14 protein-coding genes are annotated in these 16,582 nt (G+C 44.0%); 2 read left to right on the forward strand and 12 right to left on the reverse strand.

The features are described 5' to 3' along the window. The first annotated feature begins 74 nt into the window (after window positions 1–74). Window positions 75–995, forward strand: coding sequence for a helix-turn-helix domain-containing protein (locus DWW60_RS11905; RefSeq protein WP_117875446.1), 921 nt, complete (start codon window positions 75–77; stop codon window positions 993–995). 23 nt (window positions 996–1,018) lie between these two features. Here DWW60_RS11905 and DWW60_RS11910 read toward each other — a convergent pair whose 3' ends face one another. The 5 genes from DWW60_RS11910 to DWW60_RS11930 form a co-directional block, all read right to left on the reverse strand. Then, entirely contained in the window at window positions 1,019–2,044 is a 1,026-nt protein-coding gene (locus tag DWW60_RS11910; RefSeq protein ID WP_022216158.1) for a LacI family DNA-binding transcriptional regulator, read from the reverse strand. Between the two features lie 60 nt (window positions 2,045–2,104). Further along, on the reverse strand, window positions 2,105–4,306 hold the full coding sequence (locus tag DWW60_RS11915) for an alpha-galactosidase (RefSeq protein ID WP_117875447.1): 2,202 nt from the start codon (window positions 4,304–4,306) through the stop codon (window positions 2,105–2,107). A gap of 35 nt (window positions 4,307–4,341) precedes the next feature. Continuing rightward, complete coding sequence (locus DWW60_RS11920) at window positions 4,342–5,133, reverse strand: hypothetical protein (protein ID WP_117875448.1); 792 nt, start codon at window positions 5,131–5,133, stop codon at window positions 4,342–4,344. Window positions 5,134–5,396: 263 nt separating this feature from the next. Next, complete coding sequence (locus DWW60_RS11925; protein ID WP_117875449.1) at window positions 5,397–7,160, reverse strand: phospho-sugar mutase; 1,764 nt, start codon at window positions 7,158–7,160, stop codon at window positions 5,397–5,399. 110 nt (window positions 7,161–7,270) lie between these two features. After that, window positions 7,271–8,995 carry a phospho-sugar mutase gene (locus DWW60_RS11930; protein ID WP_117875450.1) on the reverse strand — a complete coding sequence of 575 codons (1,725 nt, stop codon included), beginning with the start codon at window positions 8,993–8,995 and terminating at the stop codon, window positions 7,271–7,273. Window positions 8,996–9,235: 240 nt separating this feature from the next. Here DWW60_RS11930 and DWW60_RS11935 point away from each other — a divergent pair, with 240 nt between their 5' ends. Beyond that, on the forward strand, window positions 9,236–9,736 hold the full coding sequence (locus DWW60_RS11935; protein WP_243002957.1) for a sensor histidine kinase: 501 nt from the start codon (window positions 9,236–9,238) through the stop codon (window positions 9,734–9,736). Window positions 9,737–9,807: 71 nt separating this feature from the next. Here the strand turns inward: DWW60_RS11935 and DWW60_RS11940 are convergent, their stop codons facing one another. From DWW60_RS11940 to DWW60_RS11970, 7 genes are all read right to left on the reverse strand, one after another. Continuing rightward, window positions 9,808–11,544, reverse strand: a complete 1,737-nt coding sequence (locus DWW60_RS11940; protein ID WP_117550309.1) for a phospho-sugar mutase — start codon at window positions 11,542–11,544, stop codon at window positions 9,808–9,810. 84 nt (window positions 11,545–11,628) lie between these two features. Further along, on the reverse strand, window positions 11,629–12,240 hold the full coding sequence (locus DWW60_RS11945; RefSeq protein WP_055280265.1) for an NUDIX hydrolase: 612 nt from the start codon (window positions 12,238–12,240) through the stop codon (window positions 11,629–11,631). A 448-nt stretch (window positions 12,241–12,688) separates the two neighbouring features. After that, the gene (locus DWW60_RS11950) at window positions 12,689–13,414 is read right to left on the reverse strand and encodes a hypothetical protein (protein WP_147341861.1); all 726 of its coding nucleotides are present in this window, start codon (window positions 13,412–13,414) and stop codon (window positions 12,689–12,691) included. Window positions 13,415–13,424: 10 nt separating this feature from the next. Further along, on the reverse strand, window positions 13,425–14,288 hold the full coding sequence (locus DWW60_RS11955) for a metal ABC transporter permease (protein WP_055272305.1): 864 nt from the start codon (window positions 14,286–14,288) through the stop codon (window positions 13,425–13,427). Next, window positions 14,254–14,979 carry a metal ABC transporter ATP-binding protein gene (locus DWW60_RS11960; protein WP_117875453.1) on the reverse strand — a complete coding sequence of 242 codons (726 nt, stop codon included), beginning with the start codon at window positions 14,977–14,979 and terminating at the stop codon, window positions 14,254–14,256. Before DWW60_RS11960 ends, DWW60_RS11955 begins: the two co-directional genes overlap by 35 nt. Before the next feature lie 43 nt (window positions 14,980–15,022). After that, a complete protein-coding gene (locus DWW60_RS11965) occupies window positions 15,023–16,039 on the reverse strand; it encodes a metal ABC transporter substrate-binding protein (RefSeq protein WP_117875454.1) in 1,017 nt (338 codons plus the stop codon). Window positions 16,040–16,213: 174 nt separating this feature from the next. Then, entirely contained in the window at window positions 16,214–16,507 is a 294-nt protein-coding gene (locus DWW60_RS11970; protein WP_117875455.1) for a hypothetical protein, read from the reverse strand. Window positions 16,508–16,582 lie beyond the last annotated feature (75 nt).

The raw sequence follows: 16,582 nt of genomic DNA on the forward strand, positions 1-16,582 counted from the left end.
CCACTAATTTATATCGCTTTTAGCTTGTGATGATTGTTTAATAATTGTATTATTATAGATAGGAGGTGGTTTACATGTTAGCTAAAGAATTAATTTCCTGCACTGTACTGTCAGGTTACAATATTCAGAAAGATATTGAGAACGCAAGATTCCACAGTGCGTTCTTTACATATGAAGAATCAATGATTAACGATGGCCTGATTCATCTTCTGGCCAACGGCGATATTTCTTTTGCTTATTCATGCAGTTATACCTTCTCTTTCATTCCGTGTTACCATTTCTTCTATATATATGAAGGAACTCTTACAGTAACATCGGGCAACAGCAAATCATCATATTCCAAGAATACAGCCGCGCTTTTTGAGGCAGGATCAGAAATAACATACGCCACGAACGGCAAGTGTCGTTTCTACGATGCATTCATCCTCGGAGCTCCGCTTCGCCTGTATCACGAGTTTCTCCCCGAATCCATATATTATAAAAAGGACTCTGCCGGAGCCTCTGTACTCTGGAGCCATCTTTCACTGATAATCAGACTCCAGGGGGAGTTGTCTGCCACCGATATTTTCAGAATTTCCAAATGGTTTAATGATATCCTGACCGAATTATGTGTATTTATTGAAAACTCATCCAAGAAGATGGATTGTGTGCCTTCTTATCTTTTATCGGTAAAGAATCAGATGGATACAAACTACGCCGAACCGATGTCGCTTGATGACCTCGAGGCAACTTACAGGATCAGCAGATACAGGATATGCAGAGAATTTTCATTTCACTTCGGTGAATCACCTATGCGCTATCTCAACAGTCGCAGGATCGATGCTGCCAAAAGGCTCCTTCTCACAACAGATCTGTCCGTCCACGAGGTCGGATCCCAGGTTGGAATCGAGAACACAAACCATTTTATAAATCTGTTCAAAAAAGACACCGGTACAACTCCGCTGTCTTTCAAGCAGGCTGCACCGGTGTCTATTTCCGATTTGCATTACAATTGATATGTAGTTTTATTATCGTTCCATTATCGTTCTATTCTGGCAACGCTATCCTTTACCACGATTCGTCCATCCACGACAAATATGCCATCAGTATATTTTTCGTTGGATATCTTTTTTATAATCTTATGCATGGTTCTCTCTGCCATCTCCTGCATATTGATCTCGTATGTGGTCACGCCTATATCGCAGCTTCCAGGATACATGTAATTATCAAACCCCACAACGGACACATCCTCAGGAACTCTGTAGCCCGCAGCATTGAGTATCTTTATGAGCGTAGCTGCCGCAAGATCACAGTTGCACACAAACGCTGTAGGCATATTCTTTGGAAGTTTAAAACAGTTCTCCTCGTCAAACTGACCCGTCTTCACATCTCTGTCCGGAATAACCCAGTCTTCTCTGAGCGGAATATCATGCTCCAACAAAGACTTTATATAGCCCAAATATCTGTCAGTTATACTGTTCGTTGAACCTATCGTGCCAACATATGCAATATCTCTATGTCCCATATCATACAGATAATTAGTCAGCATATAGCTTCCATAGAAACTATTTGCTATAACCGTGTCTATCGGTCTCGAATTGTCATAGTAATCCACATATTCTACAGGAACCTTGGCTGTCTTCTCCAGCTTTTCCAGGTATTCCTTACCCATGGAACCTACAACAACTATTCCATCAACCTTGTCGTCCTCCAAGAGCATAGGCATCTCAGCGTTCAATACACTATCTCTGGAAACAAACTCCAGCATAGTAAAGCAGCCTCTTGCCACCGCCTTTTTGTTAAGTACCTGATATAACTGCCAATAGAACGACGGATACTTTCCAAGGTATATCTCTTGAATGAGAACACCAATATTATACTTTTTCTTTGCCGTCTTCTTTCTGATCTCAGATGGTGACTGGTATCCCATCTCATCTGCCAACTGTTTGATCTGTGCTCTGAGTTCCTCGCTGACACCCTTCTGATCTGAAAGTGCCTTTGAGACCGTCACGGTACTCACGCCAACAATGGCAGCTATGTCTCCCAATTTTACTGATTTTGCCATAACTAGTCCTTCTCACTTTATTTTTTCACGTGGTTAAATAACTTAATTTTTATTTTATTTTTAGGTTAAACTATTGTCAAGTACAAAGTGATACAGTCTGCTCATATAATCTCCACGCATAGTTTCAATGAGCATTCCGGCATTCATGAGGAGATCTCCCCCATACACTTTCTCCGTTCCGTCAAGTCTGTAATCTGCAGCCACGTCAAGCCCTAAAAGTTTTATCTTTCTACTGTGTACGTTAGGTCTTCCAAGCACCTGAACGTAAGTCACCAACGCCTCACTCTTATCCTTTGCAACAACCATCCAGCAATCATACAGTCCATTTTCCCTGTACGATGCAACCCTATAATAATCACCCTCCCTTACAAGATCATTATATTTATGATACATAGACACCTGCTCAGGTATCATCGCACGTTCTTCTTCACTTATTTTTGTGATATCGAGTTCATAGCCAAATGTTCCCGCCAGAGCCACATGTGCCCTGGTCATAAAAGGTGTACTCCTTCCAACTGTGTGATTAGGGCAATCCGACACATGGGCGCCCATGGTCGAAAGCGGATATATCAGTTCCGTTCCCTCCTGTATAGAAAGTCTCTCTATGGCATCCGTGTCATCGGAGCACCATATCTGCGGACTGTAGTAAAGCATGCCAGGGTCAAATCTTGCACCACCGCCCGAGCAGTTCTCAAGCAAAAGATCTGGGAAATCGTTAACAAGGCGCTCTTGCAGCTCATATACTCCAAGCACATACCTGTGAGCCAATTCTCCCTGCTTGTCTCCGGTGAATTCTACGCTGCCGATATCCGTGAGCTGTCTGTTCATATCCCACTTAACATACTCAATATTTGCTGATGAGATCACGTTATGCACACATTCATACACGTAGTCTCTAACTTCTTTTCTCGAGAGATCAAGCACGTACTGATTTCGCGATAATGTAGCCGTTCTCTCCGGAACCGCAAACGCCCAGTCGGGATGCTTTCTGTAAAGTTCAGAATCAGGGGAAATCATTTCAGGCTCCATCCATATTCCAAATTTCAGCCCCAGCTTATTCACCTCATCAACAAGATGTTTCAAACCGCCCTTGATCTTGTTTTCATTTACAAACCAGTCTCCAAGACTTGTGGCATCATCATTTCTATGTCCAAACCAGCCATCATCCATGACCAGCATCTCTATTCCATGTTCTGCCGCACTCTTTGCTATCGCAAGGAGCTTATCGGTATCAAAGTCAAAATATGTAGCCTCCCAGTTGTTGATGAGGACAGGTCTCTTCTGGTGAAGATATCTGCTCCTTATCATGTGGCATCTGTAAAAATCATGAAGATTTCTAGTCATCTGTCCAAGTCCATCATGGCTGTATGTAAGCACAACCTCAGGCGCTGTAAACGTCTCTCCAGGCGTGAGCCACCACTCAAATCCCTCTGAATGTATGCCCATGACTGCGCGTATGGAATCAAACTGTGATTTCTCTATCTGTGCGATGAAGTTACCCGAGTACACAAAATGCATTCCATATACATCACCCGTAGTCTGATCTGTACCCTTTGTCATCCATGCCATAAACGGATGGTCCTGGTGGGATGACTCACCGCGGAGAGAGCTTACACTCTGCTTGCCATAAGCTATCGGGCGTCTCTCGATCTGTCTCTCCCTGGCCCATGAGCCATGAAGAGTAAGCATCTCAAAATCCTCGTCATCCATGTCTATACATGCAGAATATACCTTTGTGAGCCTGATATCCTTATCACCTGCATTTTTCACGCTCACACTTCTAGTTATAACATCCTCATCCTCAAACACAGAATATATCAGGTCAACATCAATGCCACATCCCCCATCCATCATATGGACAACGAGAGTCTGAACCTCCTCTTCTCCCGCAAATGATGCCGGGAGGCCACTAATCCCCGGTTTTCCATTTACAATATCGTAATCCACAAATTTCAGATCAACGGTTCTGCTGCCATTTGCGGTCTTTACTGCAATACAACTCTCCCTGTAGTCTCCTATTCCATTTCCGGAATACTCTGTCGGAAATGTATCCATAAATGAACATCTCTCCCTGTTATTCTTGGACGGAACAAAAGGAGCCTCACACGTTCTCAAAAACTGATCACATTTCTGCGGACGAATCTTCTGTCCATAATATATATGTCCGACAAACCCCTCTTCATCGACGATTCCGATCCGGTAACTCGTGTTTCTCGTATCAAGTTCAAATATTCTGTTTGCCTCATCATATCTTATGCTCATATGTATCTATAGTCTCCTCGTTTTATTTATGGGTATCACTCTCTGCTTATGTATTCAAGAAATTCAAGTGCAAGATCCATATTCTTGGCATTCTCACCAAATCCCACTGCAACATCCATTTCATACCAACCGGTATCCTTCACCCAGGAATTATCACCGATCTTTATTCCGACAGGTATCTTCTCACCCGTTTCAATAACCGTTGCATACACAAACGAATCTTTATACTTTTCTTTCAGTTCATCAGTCAGCACCTTATCAAGATCCTGCATATATCCGAACTCTCCAAAACTCATGACAAGGTCTGTGTCGGCAAAGAACACGTCCACCGCATTCGCCATGAATTTGTTCTGTATAAGCTGTAGACTATCCTGACTCATGGCATCATTCGGATCAGTTGATACGCCGATCCCTGTACTTATGCTGACATATTCCTTCTCCGCATCAAGGCCATTTTCACTGAGGAATTCCTCATAATATGCCTTGTCATTCGCCGCAGATTCCTGTTGTGTAGTGTTGACCGCAAGGATGTTGAGTGCAGCAGATTCCGCCGTAAAATGTTTTACGACAAGGAATACAACTATGCCAACAACAACAAGTGCAAATAGAGCCTTCGGGGCATAATACTCCAGTATATATTCCCTTTTCTGCTGTTTGTTCATAAGACTGAGCTTCTGTTTCTCAGACATATGCTCATCCACATCCAAGACACTCTCCGGCTCTCGTTTCTCTTTTTCATCGGTTTTCTCATCGATGATATGTCCAGCGATACTTTTTACATTTTTCTTTTCTATTTCTTTTTCTATTTCTTTTTCTATTTCTGGCATATGATCTCCTATACTACTCCTATCCGCGTTTGCCACACACTGCAGTTACTTTATACATTGTAACATTTTTTAGTTAATTTTTAAACAGATTTTTAGCATTTTTAACTATATTTTACTTTTACAAAAGGGACCTCAGCCTCAAAGCCGAGATCCCTCTTGTTCAGCGCATTGGCTGGAAAGTGCATTTGTATGTTAATTTTTGTAGTATATGGAAGGAATGTTTTTATTTTTCGGCAGTAAATTCTGCCATATTTTGTGATTGTTTATTTAACAAGCTCCTGCACACATGCTTTCATCTCGTCTATCTTTGACATGGCATTTTTTAGGCTGTTTTCATTCACGCCAAAGTAGAATTTGATCTTTGGTTCATTTCCAGAAGGCCTAACCGCGAACCAGGCATTATTTTCCAGCTCATAGTACAGCACGTTCGACTTTGGAAGGCCCATATTCTCCTCTTCGCCATCAAGCGGCTTGCGGATTCCGCTCACATAGTCCCTCATGCCGGTAACTTTGATACCTGCAAAGGTCGTAAGTGGATGGTTTCTGAAGTTCTCCATCATCTCCTTAATCTGTGCTGCACCATCTACACCCTTTAGAGTTATCCCAAACGCACCTTCAAAGTAATAGCCATATTTGCGGTAAACCTCTTCCATGGCATTACAGATGGTTTCTCCCTGCAGCTTATAAAATGCTGCTATTTCACATAAAATGACAACGGCTGCGCAGGCGTCCTTGTCACGAGTGTAGTCTCCTACCAAACATCCAAAGCTCTCCTCCATTCCGAAGATGAACTTGTATGTGTTGTTCTTCTCAAAGAGAAGTATCTGCTCACCTATGTACTTGAATCCGGTGAGTGTCTCTATATATTTCAGATTGTAATTCTCTGCTATCGCCTTTGTAAGATTGGTGCTGACTACTGTATTACAGATAGCACCATTTTCCGGCAGTTTGCCGACTGCCTTCTGCTCACGGCATACATACTCTGCTATCAGGGCACCTGTCATATTGGCATTGAAGCGGACATATGGATATGCCGGATCATCTGCAAATTCCGTGTCTTTCCAGATTCCCGTGCTGTCCTTGACGTATATTCCAAGTCTGTCTGCATCAGGATCTGTGGCCATGATAACGTCCGCATCAACCTTCTTTGCCAGTTCTATTCCCATGGCAAATGCTGATGGTTCCTCCGGATTTGGTGACTTGACTGTACTGAAGTCCCCGTCAGGAACAGTCTGCTCCTCTACAACATATACGTGCTTGAAGCCAAGTCTCTTGAGCACTTCCCTTACAGGTACATTTCCTGTTCCATGAAGTGGTGTGTATACTATCTTGATATCGTCTGCAACCTTCGGAATTATGTCGCCGTGGATGGTCTGCTTTATGAGCGCCTGATAATAGTTCTCATCAACACTTGCAGGAACCATACAGAACAGACCGTCTGCAACCGCCTTGTCCTTGTCCATGGTCTTGACATCCTCGTATCTCTCTACATCCGCCACATGCTTCAGGATATCCTGATCCTGAGGGGATACGATCTGGCTGCCGTCCTCCCAGTACACCTTATAGCCGTTGTACTCAGGTGGATTGTGGCTTGCTGTTACCACGATTCCGGCTATACATCCAAGCTCTCTCACTGCAAATGACAGTTCAGGTGTAGGGCGGAGTGCATCAAACACATAAGTCTTTATGCCATTTGCATTGAGACACAGAGCTGATACCTCTGTGAACTCTGCTGACATATTTCGGCAGTCATGGGCAATTACTACACCTCTCTTAGCAGCCTCAGGGCCAACCTCAAGTATGTATTCTGCAAGGCCCTGTGTAGCCTTTGTAACTGTATATATATTCATTCTGTTGGTTCCAGCACCCATGATTCCGCGCATTCCGCCGGTTCCAAATTTCAGATTCTTGTAGAATCTGTCCTGGATCTCTTTGTCATCATCTGCGATACTTCTAAGCTCTTCCTTGGTCTTCTCATCAAAGCAGTCTGACTCAAGCCAGAACTTGTATTCGTCCATGTAACCCATCTTTTTTACCTCCACCTTGTAATTATTTTTAGTCGCGACCGCGATCTTCGAACCTATTTTCTGCTGACATTTATTTGCCAGCCATTTCGTTTCTTACCAATCATCCCGTTTTATGAGAACATCGCCTTCACATTTGCCGCAAGCCCGTCAAGCTGCTCTGCCGCATCCTCCTGTGAGTTTCCCTTTACCCCGAGATAGAACTTGATCTTCGGCTCTGTGCCTGAAGGTCTCACAAGGAACCATGCGCCATCCGCAAGCTGATAATATATCATGTTGGACTTTGGAAGCACCGCCGCCTCGGACTTGCCTGTCGCTGCGTCTGTCTCTGTTCCAAGCTTGTAGTCGTAGATCTTCTCCACGCTGTAAGTTCCGACCTTCTGCACCGGATTATCTCTCAGCGTCTGTATCATTGACTGTATCTTTGCAGCACCCTCGCGTCCGTCAAACTTCATGGTCTGAACCTTCTCTTTGTAGTAACCATATTCCTGCCACAATTCAACCATTCTGTCCCACAGAGTCATGCCACGGTTCTTGTAGTATGCCGCAGCCTCACAGAGAAGCATCAGCGTTCCAACCGAGTCCTTGTCCCTTGCATATGTACCAGGCAGACATCCAAATGTATCTTCAAGCCCGAACACATAATTGTGTTCACCTGTCTGCTCATAAGCCCTCATTCTCGATGCTATATTCTTAAATCCGATCAGGTTGTTGCAGTCACAGAAAGTGTCGTACTTCTTACATATCTCCTTGACCATATTGGTGATAACAACCGTAGTTACAATCGCCGGATTCTCAGGCAGTCTTCCGCTCTGGGATCTCTGCATCAGCACGTAATCACAGAGGATCGCACCGAACATATTGCCCGTAAATTCTTTATATTCATTATTCTTGCTGTCATATCCATACATTCCGAGTCTGTCAGCATCAGGGTCTGTGACAAGAATCAGCTCGCCGCCGACCTTCTTCGCCAGCTCAAGACTCAGGGCATACGCCTCTGCGCCCTCAGGATTTGGAGATTTCACAGTTGGGAAATTACCATCTTGAACAGCCTGTTCCTCAACGACATGTACATCCTTGAAACCAAGTTCGCTGAGAACTCTTGTAACAGGCTTAAGGCCTGTTCCGTGAAGCGGAGAATATACGATCTTCAGATCTCCCGCCTTCTGAATCTCCTCCGGATTCATGACAAGCTTGTGAAGCTCTCCTATATATGCGTCATCGATCTCCTGACCGATCACATTCAACAGTCCTGCATCTATTGCAGCGTCCTTGTCCATAGTCTTAACCATGGAGAAATCTTCTATATTGTTGACCTCTGCAATGATCTCCTTATCCTGAGGAGATACGATCTGGGCTCCATCATCCCAGTAAACCTTATATCCGTTGTATTCCTTTGGATTGTGGCTTGCCGTTATATTCACGCCGATATTGCAGTGCAGATGTCTCACTGCAAATGAAAGCTCCGGTGTCGGGCGGAGCGCATCAAACAGATACACCTTCACGCCATTTGCACACAGGCAGAGAGCAGTTTCAAGCGCATACAGCGAAGCATTGTTTCTGTTGTCAAATGCTATAGCTGCCGACGGCTCTGATATTCCGATCTTCGCCAGGTAGTTAGCAATTCCCTGTGTTGCCATGCGAACCGTGTAAATGTTCATGCGGTTCGTTCCCGCTCCCATCACGCCTCGAAGTCCACCTGTTCCAAACTCAAGGTTTGTGTAAAATCTATCTTCAATCTCCGCTTCATTATCCTTTATGTTTACGAGCTCCTGCTTCGTAACATCATCTACCTGATCGCTGCCAAGCCACATCTCGTATCTCTGCTTTGCGTCCATCTTCTACCCCTTTCCTGACCTCACAGGCCACACAGATTTTTCCTTTTTATCTATCCACAATTTATCTTTCGTTCATTTTATTAGGCTATTTTTAGCTAATTTATTGTTATTTGTATAATATATTAAGCAGTTTTTAAATTCAATATTTAATCTTGCAATTTATATCACTTTGTTGCGCAGATGTATATTGCAGCCGTTTTATTATGGCGGTATTAACTAAAAGAATTATATTTTCTGCAATTGACTTGTAATATAACCGACCTTTTTTATTCCTTTACAGAGGCCATTTGTGATCTGCTCAAGATCAACCTGAGCGTTGTAGCCGGATTTGTGTACAGCAAGATCACGGAGGCACAGAAGGATCAGAAGGAGCTCGTAGTCCAGGTGGCATCCAGGGATCTGAAGAGCCGAATGCCGGAGTATGAACTGATCAGGATCATCGGTATACTGATCGATAATGCGCTTGAATCGACCGCCCCATTTGGCACTGCATATCTGTACCTGGACAGCAGGCAGAACCAGATAGAAATAAGAACAAGAAACAAGGGTTCCGTCAAAACCAACGAATTCCGCCAGAATATGTTCTCACCTGGATATACCACCAAAACCGGAGACAGACATGGCCATGGTTACGGTCTCTACAACCTGAAAAAACTGACCGACAAGTACAATGGTAAAATATATCTCGACACGGTAAATACCGACCAGGGAGACTACATACAGTTCGACGTAATCGTATAATGACAGCAAAGCGCCGTCCGGTCACCAGACCAGACGGCGCTTTTTTGTATTTGCTATATATTATACTTATGCTACTCTGCCAGCTTGTTGAGCTTCTCAACAAGTGCTGTCTGGAGAGCTTCAAGCTTTGCATCTGCATCATCAAGGCTTGTTCCCTTGATTCCGTAGTACAGCTTGATCTTTGGCTCTGTTCCTGATGGACGTACACATGCCCATGCGCCATCCTCAAGGTCGTAGTAGAGAACGTTGGACTGTGGAAGTCCTGACTCTGTGACCTCTCCGGTGGCAAGATCTGTGATCGTGTTCTTCTCGTAATCACGAACCTTGAGAACCTTGAGTGTATCGATCTGAGTAAGTGACTCAGCTCTGAGTGAGGACATGATCTTGCGGATCTTCTCTGCTCCTGTAACACCCTTGAGCGTTATTGTGTAGAGGCCTTCCTTGTAATATCCGTACTTCTCATAGAGATCAAGCATGTGATCCCACAGAGTGATTCCCTGGCTCTTGCAGTATGCTGCAGCCTCGCAGAGACACATAACTGCAACCGGAGCATCCTTGTCTCTTGCGTATGTTCCAACGAGACATCCGTAGCTCTCCTCCATACCCATTACGAAATTGTATGAATTATTCTGCTCGAAGAACTTGATCTGCTCACCGATGAACTTGAAGCCTGTTAGAACCTCGATGAGGTTGACATTGTAATCTGCAGCCAGCGGATCAGCCATATTTGTGGTTACAATAGTCTTGACCATGGCCGGATTCTTTGGCATGAGACCGCATTTTGTTCTCTCTCTGAACTGGTATTCAGCGATTATAAGTCCTGACATATTTCCTGTAAATGGCATATACTTGCCTGTCTTTGTATCGAGTGCGTATATTCCAAGACGGTCTGCATCAGGATCTGTAGCGAGAACTATGTCCGCATTCTTCTCCTTTGCCAGCTTGAGGGCAAGCTCAAATGCCTTTGGATCCTCTGGGTTTGGATACTCAAGCGTTGTGAACTCAGGGTCTGGAAGCTCCTGCTCAGGAACAATGTATACGTTTTTGAAACCAAGCTCGGACAGGACTCTCTTTACAGGTACAAGACCGGTTCCGTGGAACGGTGTGTATACGATCTTGATGTTCTCTGACTGCTCCTTGATGATCTCAGGATGAATGATCTGCTTCTTGAGTTCCTCCATATATGCGTCATCTATCTCGGCACCTATGATAGTGAGAAGGCCCTTATCAAGTGCCTCCTGCTTATCCATGGTCTTTACTGTATGGAAATCTGTTACAGCCTTAACCTCTGCGATGATCTCTCTGTCCTTTGGAGCCGTGATCTGCGCGCCATCCTCCCAGTATACCTTGTAACCGTTGTACTCTGGTGGATTGTGGCTGGCTGTTATAACTATACCTGCTGTACATCCAAGCTTTCTGACTGCATATGAAAGCTCAGGTGTAGGTCTGAGTGACTCAAAGAGATATGACTTGATTCCATTTGCACACAGGCAGAGAGCTGCTTCTGCTGCAAACTCTGGAGAATACTTTCTTGAATCGTATGCTATTGCCACGCCCTTGTCCTGCGCATTCTGCTTCACAATGAAGTTTGCAAGACCCTGTGTAGCCTTGCGGACGGTGTAGAAGTTCATTCTGTTGGTTCCCGCGCCTATCACACCTCTGAGTCCACCAGTTCCAAATACAAGATCACGATAGAATCTGTCCTCGATCTCAGCCTCATCATCAGCTATGGCTGCAAGCTCCTTCCTGGTGTCCTCATCAAAATAATCATCTGTCATCCAAAAATCATATGTGTCTCTGTAACTCATCTTTCTACTTCTCCTTCTTTTTTCTCATTTAGTATGCCCTTTTATGAACGTTCTGCTGTTTGAGCAATCACTGCTCAGCGCTTCCTATTTTCTCAGGAATTCTAGTGGATCTCCCTCAGCCAGAAAATGTGTCATGAGGTATGCTCCTCTGAGCGACACCTGTTCCTCTGACAGGATTCTTCTGACCTCACCTCGGTCTGCGAGTATGACCTGTATGTCCTCTGTGCTCTCCTTGCTGTCGAGATTTGGTGTTCCTGTAACTGTTCCAAATACAGCACTGCTCATCTCATCCGTAAATCCCGGGCCCATATAGAATGGCCTTCTGTAGAGTTCTTCTCCGCCCTCATATACATCAAGGGTAAGCCCTGTCTCTTCCTTCATCTCCCTGACTGCTGCCTGCGCCGGAGTCTCATCTCCGTCCACCAGTCCTGCAGGAAGTTCATATATATACGCATCGAGTGGGTATCTGTACTGCCTTATGAGCACCAGCTTCGGCTCATCTTCCAGCTTAACTCCATATATAACTATTCCTTCCGGTTTTATATCGTGGGTCTTTATCTTGATGTCGTTCTCTTTATTCCTTGAAGCAAAGTAATAATTGAAGTCTTTTCCAGCCGTGTCAACCGCATCTATATGATAGAGATTGAGGAACGGATTATCTGTGAGTTTTTGTACACCTTTGTATTTCTCTTTCACTTCATCACATCCCTTCTGTGTATTTTAATGTATTCAGCCGACCATACATTCGCAAAACCGCACGGTTCCCGTGTTCTTTCGCTGCTGCGCAGCTATTTTGCTCATTGTATGGGGCGGTGACTCTATTCGAGTCACCACAGGATAAGAACACCTGATTCTTACATGCAAGCATGTCGAATCCGCTGTTCTTATCCTGCACGGCTGAATATTTACCTTTATTCAAAATTAGCATAGTTTTTACAATATATCAAATTCTTTTTTAAGTAATTTTATCATTTTTTAGCTATTTTTAATGCTTTTTAGTATATTTGCGTCATTTTGCCATATTTTTCTATGTGATTCCTGGTTTTGATGCAACTATGTTCCTCCTGATTCTGAATATTTTTTACTCAAAAAATCCGGGCACTTTGATCTGCCCGGATTCCAAAAATGTTATGCAATTTATACTCTACTGATTCTCTGTCGATACCAGTTGATATTCTGCATCTCTCAACCTGCAGTAATAAAATGTCTGTCCAGCCTCCTCTGTGTAGGTTTCAAATACTCCCGTAACGATCACCTCACTCTGGTCCGCCGGGTAATCGCCTGGATATACTGCACCTCCACCAAGTTCAAATTCAAGCCCCTGACTGCAGCATGCCAGAGCGTCAGCTATGAGACAATAATTATAATATTTGTCGGTTATTGGATAATAGGATGCATAATACTTTCCTTCTATCCTTATCGTCTTGCCCTCATATTCCTCAGGTTTTGACATCATCTGATATACCGTCGCATATACAAGATCGCTTCCCATAAGTGTGAGATCCACATCCACACCCTCAGACTTGTATTGCGCTATAACTGAGCTGTCTCCATTCACAACCTGCCCATATGTTGGTTCTGATGTCGCCTCAGTTACAGATGCGGATTCTGTCTCTGTCGTGGTTTGCATCTCTGTTGTGATCATCGTCTCTGTTGTGGCTCCCACTGACGACTTACTTTCCACATCACCATCGCCTGTTTTCTGATTAAGCACCTTATCCACTGCATTCTGTGTGTTCAAACGACTGCCCGCAGTCTGAGATGCTCCACCACAGCCTGTGACAGTCAGCAGCATACTAAGCACCAATATTGACATAATCAATCGCTTAAATCTGTGTCTGCATCCATGCATTCTTCTATTTCTATTCATATACATATTCTTATCTCCTCATCACTTTCCCTGCTATACTGTTAAAAGCAAATATAACCATATCACACGCAACTATCGTAGAACCCACCGGTGTTGAAAATAATATGGATACCAACATTCCAGCCAAAGTTCCCACAACTGACAATACAGCCGAATATAATACCACCGACCTGAAGCTATACATAACTCGCATTGCTGAAAGTGCAGGGAATACCAGAAGCGCCGTGATGAGCAGGGAGCCCACCAGATTCATTGCAAGCACTATTATCACAGCGATTATCACCGCCAGCGCCAGATTATATGCCCCTGCATTTTTCCCGATTGCCCTGGTAAAACTCTCGTCAAATGTGACTGCAAATATCCTGTTGTAGAATAAACAGAAAAACGCTATTACACATATTGACATAACTATACACAGCCACACTTCTCCCATTGTCAATGTAAGTATTGAGGTTGAACCAAACAACGTTGAGCACACGTCGCCAGATACATTTGCCGACGTGGAAAATACATTCATTATCAGATAACCTACGGCTAAAGCACCGACAGACATCATAGCTATCGCGGCATCCCCCTTAAGCTTCGCATTTTGTCCCGACATAAGTATGAGAATTGCAGCAGCCACAGTCACCGGCATCACTATGATCGTGTTGTTTGTCAGTTTCAGAACAGATCCTACCGCCATTGCTCCAAATGCAACATGCGAAAGTCCATCGCCGATAAATGAAAATCTTTTCAAAACCAATGTTGCACCGAAAAGTGACGAACACAATGCTATAAGAATACCAACCACAAGAGCATACTTAACAAATGGATACTGCATATAGTAAATTAACTTATCAACAAGCTGCACTCTGTCCACCACCTTTCTCATATTCTACCGAAATGATGTTCCAATATCTGCTGTTCTTATATTCCTCTCTGCTGCCCCAGAACGAGCCCCCATGATTCATATGAAGCACATGTCTGGCGCAATCTATTGCCCTCAGATCATGTGATATCATGATCACTGTCACACCATTTTCATTTAACTGCTGTATCATCTGATAGAACTGTGCCGTTGCAACAGGATCAAGGCCAGTTACCGGTTCGTCAAGCAGAAGAAGGTTCTCAGTTGCACACAGGGCTCTCGCCAGAAGGACGCGCTGCTGCTGTCCTCCTGACAAATGCCTGTAACATTTCCTGCGTATATCCCATATTCCAAGTCGTTCAAGTTGAGATTGTGCAAGCTGCTTTTCCTTTCTGCCATAAAAAGGACGTGCTCCGCACTTAGGCAGCGTTCCCGACAAAGCCACCTCCCATACAGTCGCAGGGAAATCCTTCTGCACAGGTGTCTGCTGCGGCAGATAGCCTATATCACGCGATGTCAGATCATCGCCAAACTTTATCTCTCCTGAAACCGGTTTCAACAGGCCAAGCAGAGTTTTTACCAAGGTACTCTTTCCCGCTCCGTTCTCTCCAACTATACAGAGATAGTCTCCCTTGTCTATACTGAAATTAAGGCCTGACGCAACCGCTCTTCCGTCGTACCCGACTGCCAGGTCTTTGCACGTTATATATGACATTTGTTTTCTCCTATAAATCTAAATTTGTTTTATTGTTCAGCAATTAATTCAATGCCTGAGAAAGTACGTTCAGGTTATCTTCCATCACGTTCAGATACGTCTCACCATCAGCTACAGCCTTTGCAGTCACAGACTGCATCGAATTCATCGTCAGGATCTCCTGATTTTTCGAATCTGTTGTCTTCTTTATCGACTCTGCTATACTGTGATCTGCACCCTCTATCGTCAGAATAACCGGAAGCTTTAACTCATCCACCTTCTGCGCAAGGAATGTTATCGTCTCAAAACTTGCCTCCGACTCAGCACTGCATCCCACAAATGCAGCATAGTAGGTAAGCCCATAATCATCCGCCATATATCGGAAAGGGAATCTGTCGCCAAACAGAATTGCCTGACGTTTTCCCTTAGAAACTGTTAGTTCGTACCTTCCATCAAGATCATTGAGTTCATCAACGTACTTGCCTGCATTCTCCATGTAATCAGATTTATTATCTGGATCAAGTGCCTGGATATTATCCGCCAACACATTCGTCAACGCCACTGCGTTCTTGAGTGAAAGCCATACATGTTCATCATACTCCGGGCCTTCCTCTCCTTCCTCTTCTTTCTCTGCCTGCATGCCTGGAACTACCTCTTCCTCTTTGACTGCAGTTCCCAAAGCGTCAAGCATATTTACAACCTTCATATCCTTATTAGTCGCTTCTTTCAGGGCACTATCCACCCAGCCATCAGACTCACCGCCAACATACACGAACATATCTGCGTCAGCTATCTTTGCTATATCCTCTGCAGTTGGCTGATAACTGTGAAGATCCATCCCCTGATCGAGCAGCATAGTAAGCTGAAACTTGTCGGAATCACCGCCTATAATATTGCGGATCCAGTCATACTGAGGAAAAGTCGTACATACAATGCTGTACGCCGCAGCATTTGCCGCATTTTCAGGCGCACTGCCCCCTTTCTGATCAGAATCTGCTGCCGTCATTGATGCTCCGCAGCCACAAAATGCTGAAACAGTAAGTACCGATGCCATAACAAGGCCAAATATTCTATTTTTCATAATGATCAATAAACCTCCGAATTGATTGATATAATTGACAGGCATATTTTGATGCCTATAATTGGGTAAATTTAATAAACTGCCTCTAGATCAAAAAACACCAATAATAAGTATTCGCCCTTATCTTTAGATGTATTTCCAGACGCAATTCTCAGTCAATATCCGTACTTTAAATCAATTCAGTAATTCCACTTTCAGGGAAACGAGCGTATCAGTACAATACTCGTGGGCATACACCAATACAACTCCTAGTGTGAACACACTTAAGAACACCAAGAACACAGGCGTAGTTGACAATGTCTTTATATTTGAAAGGAACTGTGCAGCCTGCTGCAAATGCATACATATAGGACATTCCTGCCCCGTACAGTCATGCTCCACATTGCGCGCAATATAGCCGTAAGAGAAAAGTATTCCTGACACAAAGAACACTATAAGAATCCATGACATTATTCTCTTTTTACTCATGCTGCACACCTCCTTTTCATGCTTAGAAAATTTCGGGATATATAGTTTTTGATGCGACCGTAACGATACAGCCCG

It is taken from the genome of Coprococcus sp. AF16-22 (assembly GCF_003461545.1).
Taxonomy (GTDB): domain Bacteria; phylum Bacillota; class Clostridia; order Lachnospirales; family Lachnospiraceae; genus Coprococcus; species Coprococcus aceti.

Excerpts from the sequence above, each read along its gene's own strand:
- DWW60_RS11905 (WP_117875446.1), top strand. The coding sequence starts at position 75 with ATGTTAGCTAAAGAATTAATTTCCTGCACTGTACTGTCAGGTTACAAT.
- DWW60_RS11910 (WP_022216158.1), bottom strand. The coding sequence starts at position 2,044 with ATGGCAAAATCAGTAAAATTGGGAGACATAGCTGCCATTGTTGGCGTG.
- DWW60_RS11915 (WP_117875447.1), bottom strand. The coding sequence starts at position 4,306 with ATGAGCATAAGATATGATGAGGCAAACAGAATATTTGAACTTGATACG.
- DWW60_RS11920 (WP_117875448.1), bottom strand. The coding sequence starts at position 5,133 with ATGCCAGAAATAGAAAAAGAAATAGAAAAAGAAATAGAAAAGAAAAAT.
- DWW60_RS11925 (WP_117875449.1), bottom strand. The coding sequence starts at position 7,160 with ATGGGTTACATGGACGAATACAAGTTCTGGCTTGAGTCAGACTGCTTT.
- DWW60_RS11930 (WP_117875450.1), bottom strand. The coding sequence starts at position 8,995 with ATGGACGCAAAGCAGAGATACGAGATGTGGCTTGGCAGCGATCAGGTA.
- DWW60_RS11940 (WP_117550309.1), bottom strand. The coding sequence starts at position 11,544 with ATGAGTTACAGAGACACATATGATTTTTGGATGACAGATGATTATTTT.
- DWW60_RS11950 (WP_147341861.1), bottom strand. The coding sequence starts at position 13,414 with ATGAATAGAAATAGAAGAATGCATGGATGCAGACACAGATTTAAGCGA.
- DWW60_RS11955 (WP_055272305.1), bottom strand. The coding sequence starts at position 14,288 with ATGAGAAAGGTGGTGGACAGAGTGCAGCTTGTTGATAAGTTAATTTAC.
- DWW60_RS11960 (WP_117875453.1), bottom strand. The coding sequence starts at position 14,979 with ATGTCATATATAACGTGCAAAGACCTGGCAGTCGGGTACGACGGAAGA.
- DWW60_RS11965 (WP_117875454.1), bottom strand. The coding sequence starts at position 16,039 with ATGAAAAATAGAATATTTGGCCTTGTTATGGCATCGGTACTTACTGTT.
- DWW60_RS11970 (WP_117875455.1), bottom strand. The coding sequence starts at position 16,507 with ATGAGTAAAAAGAGAATAATGTCATGGATTCTTATAGTGTTCTTTGTG.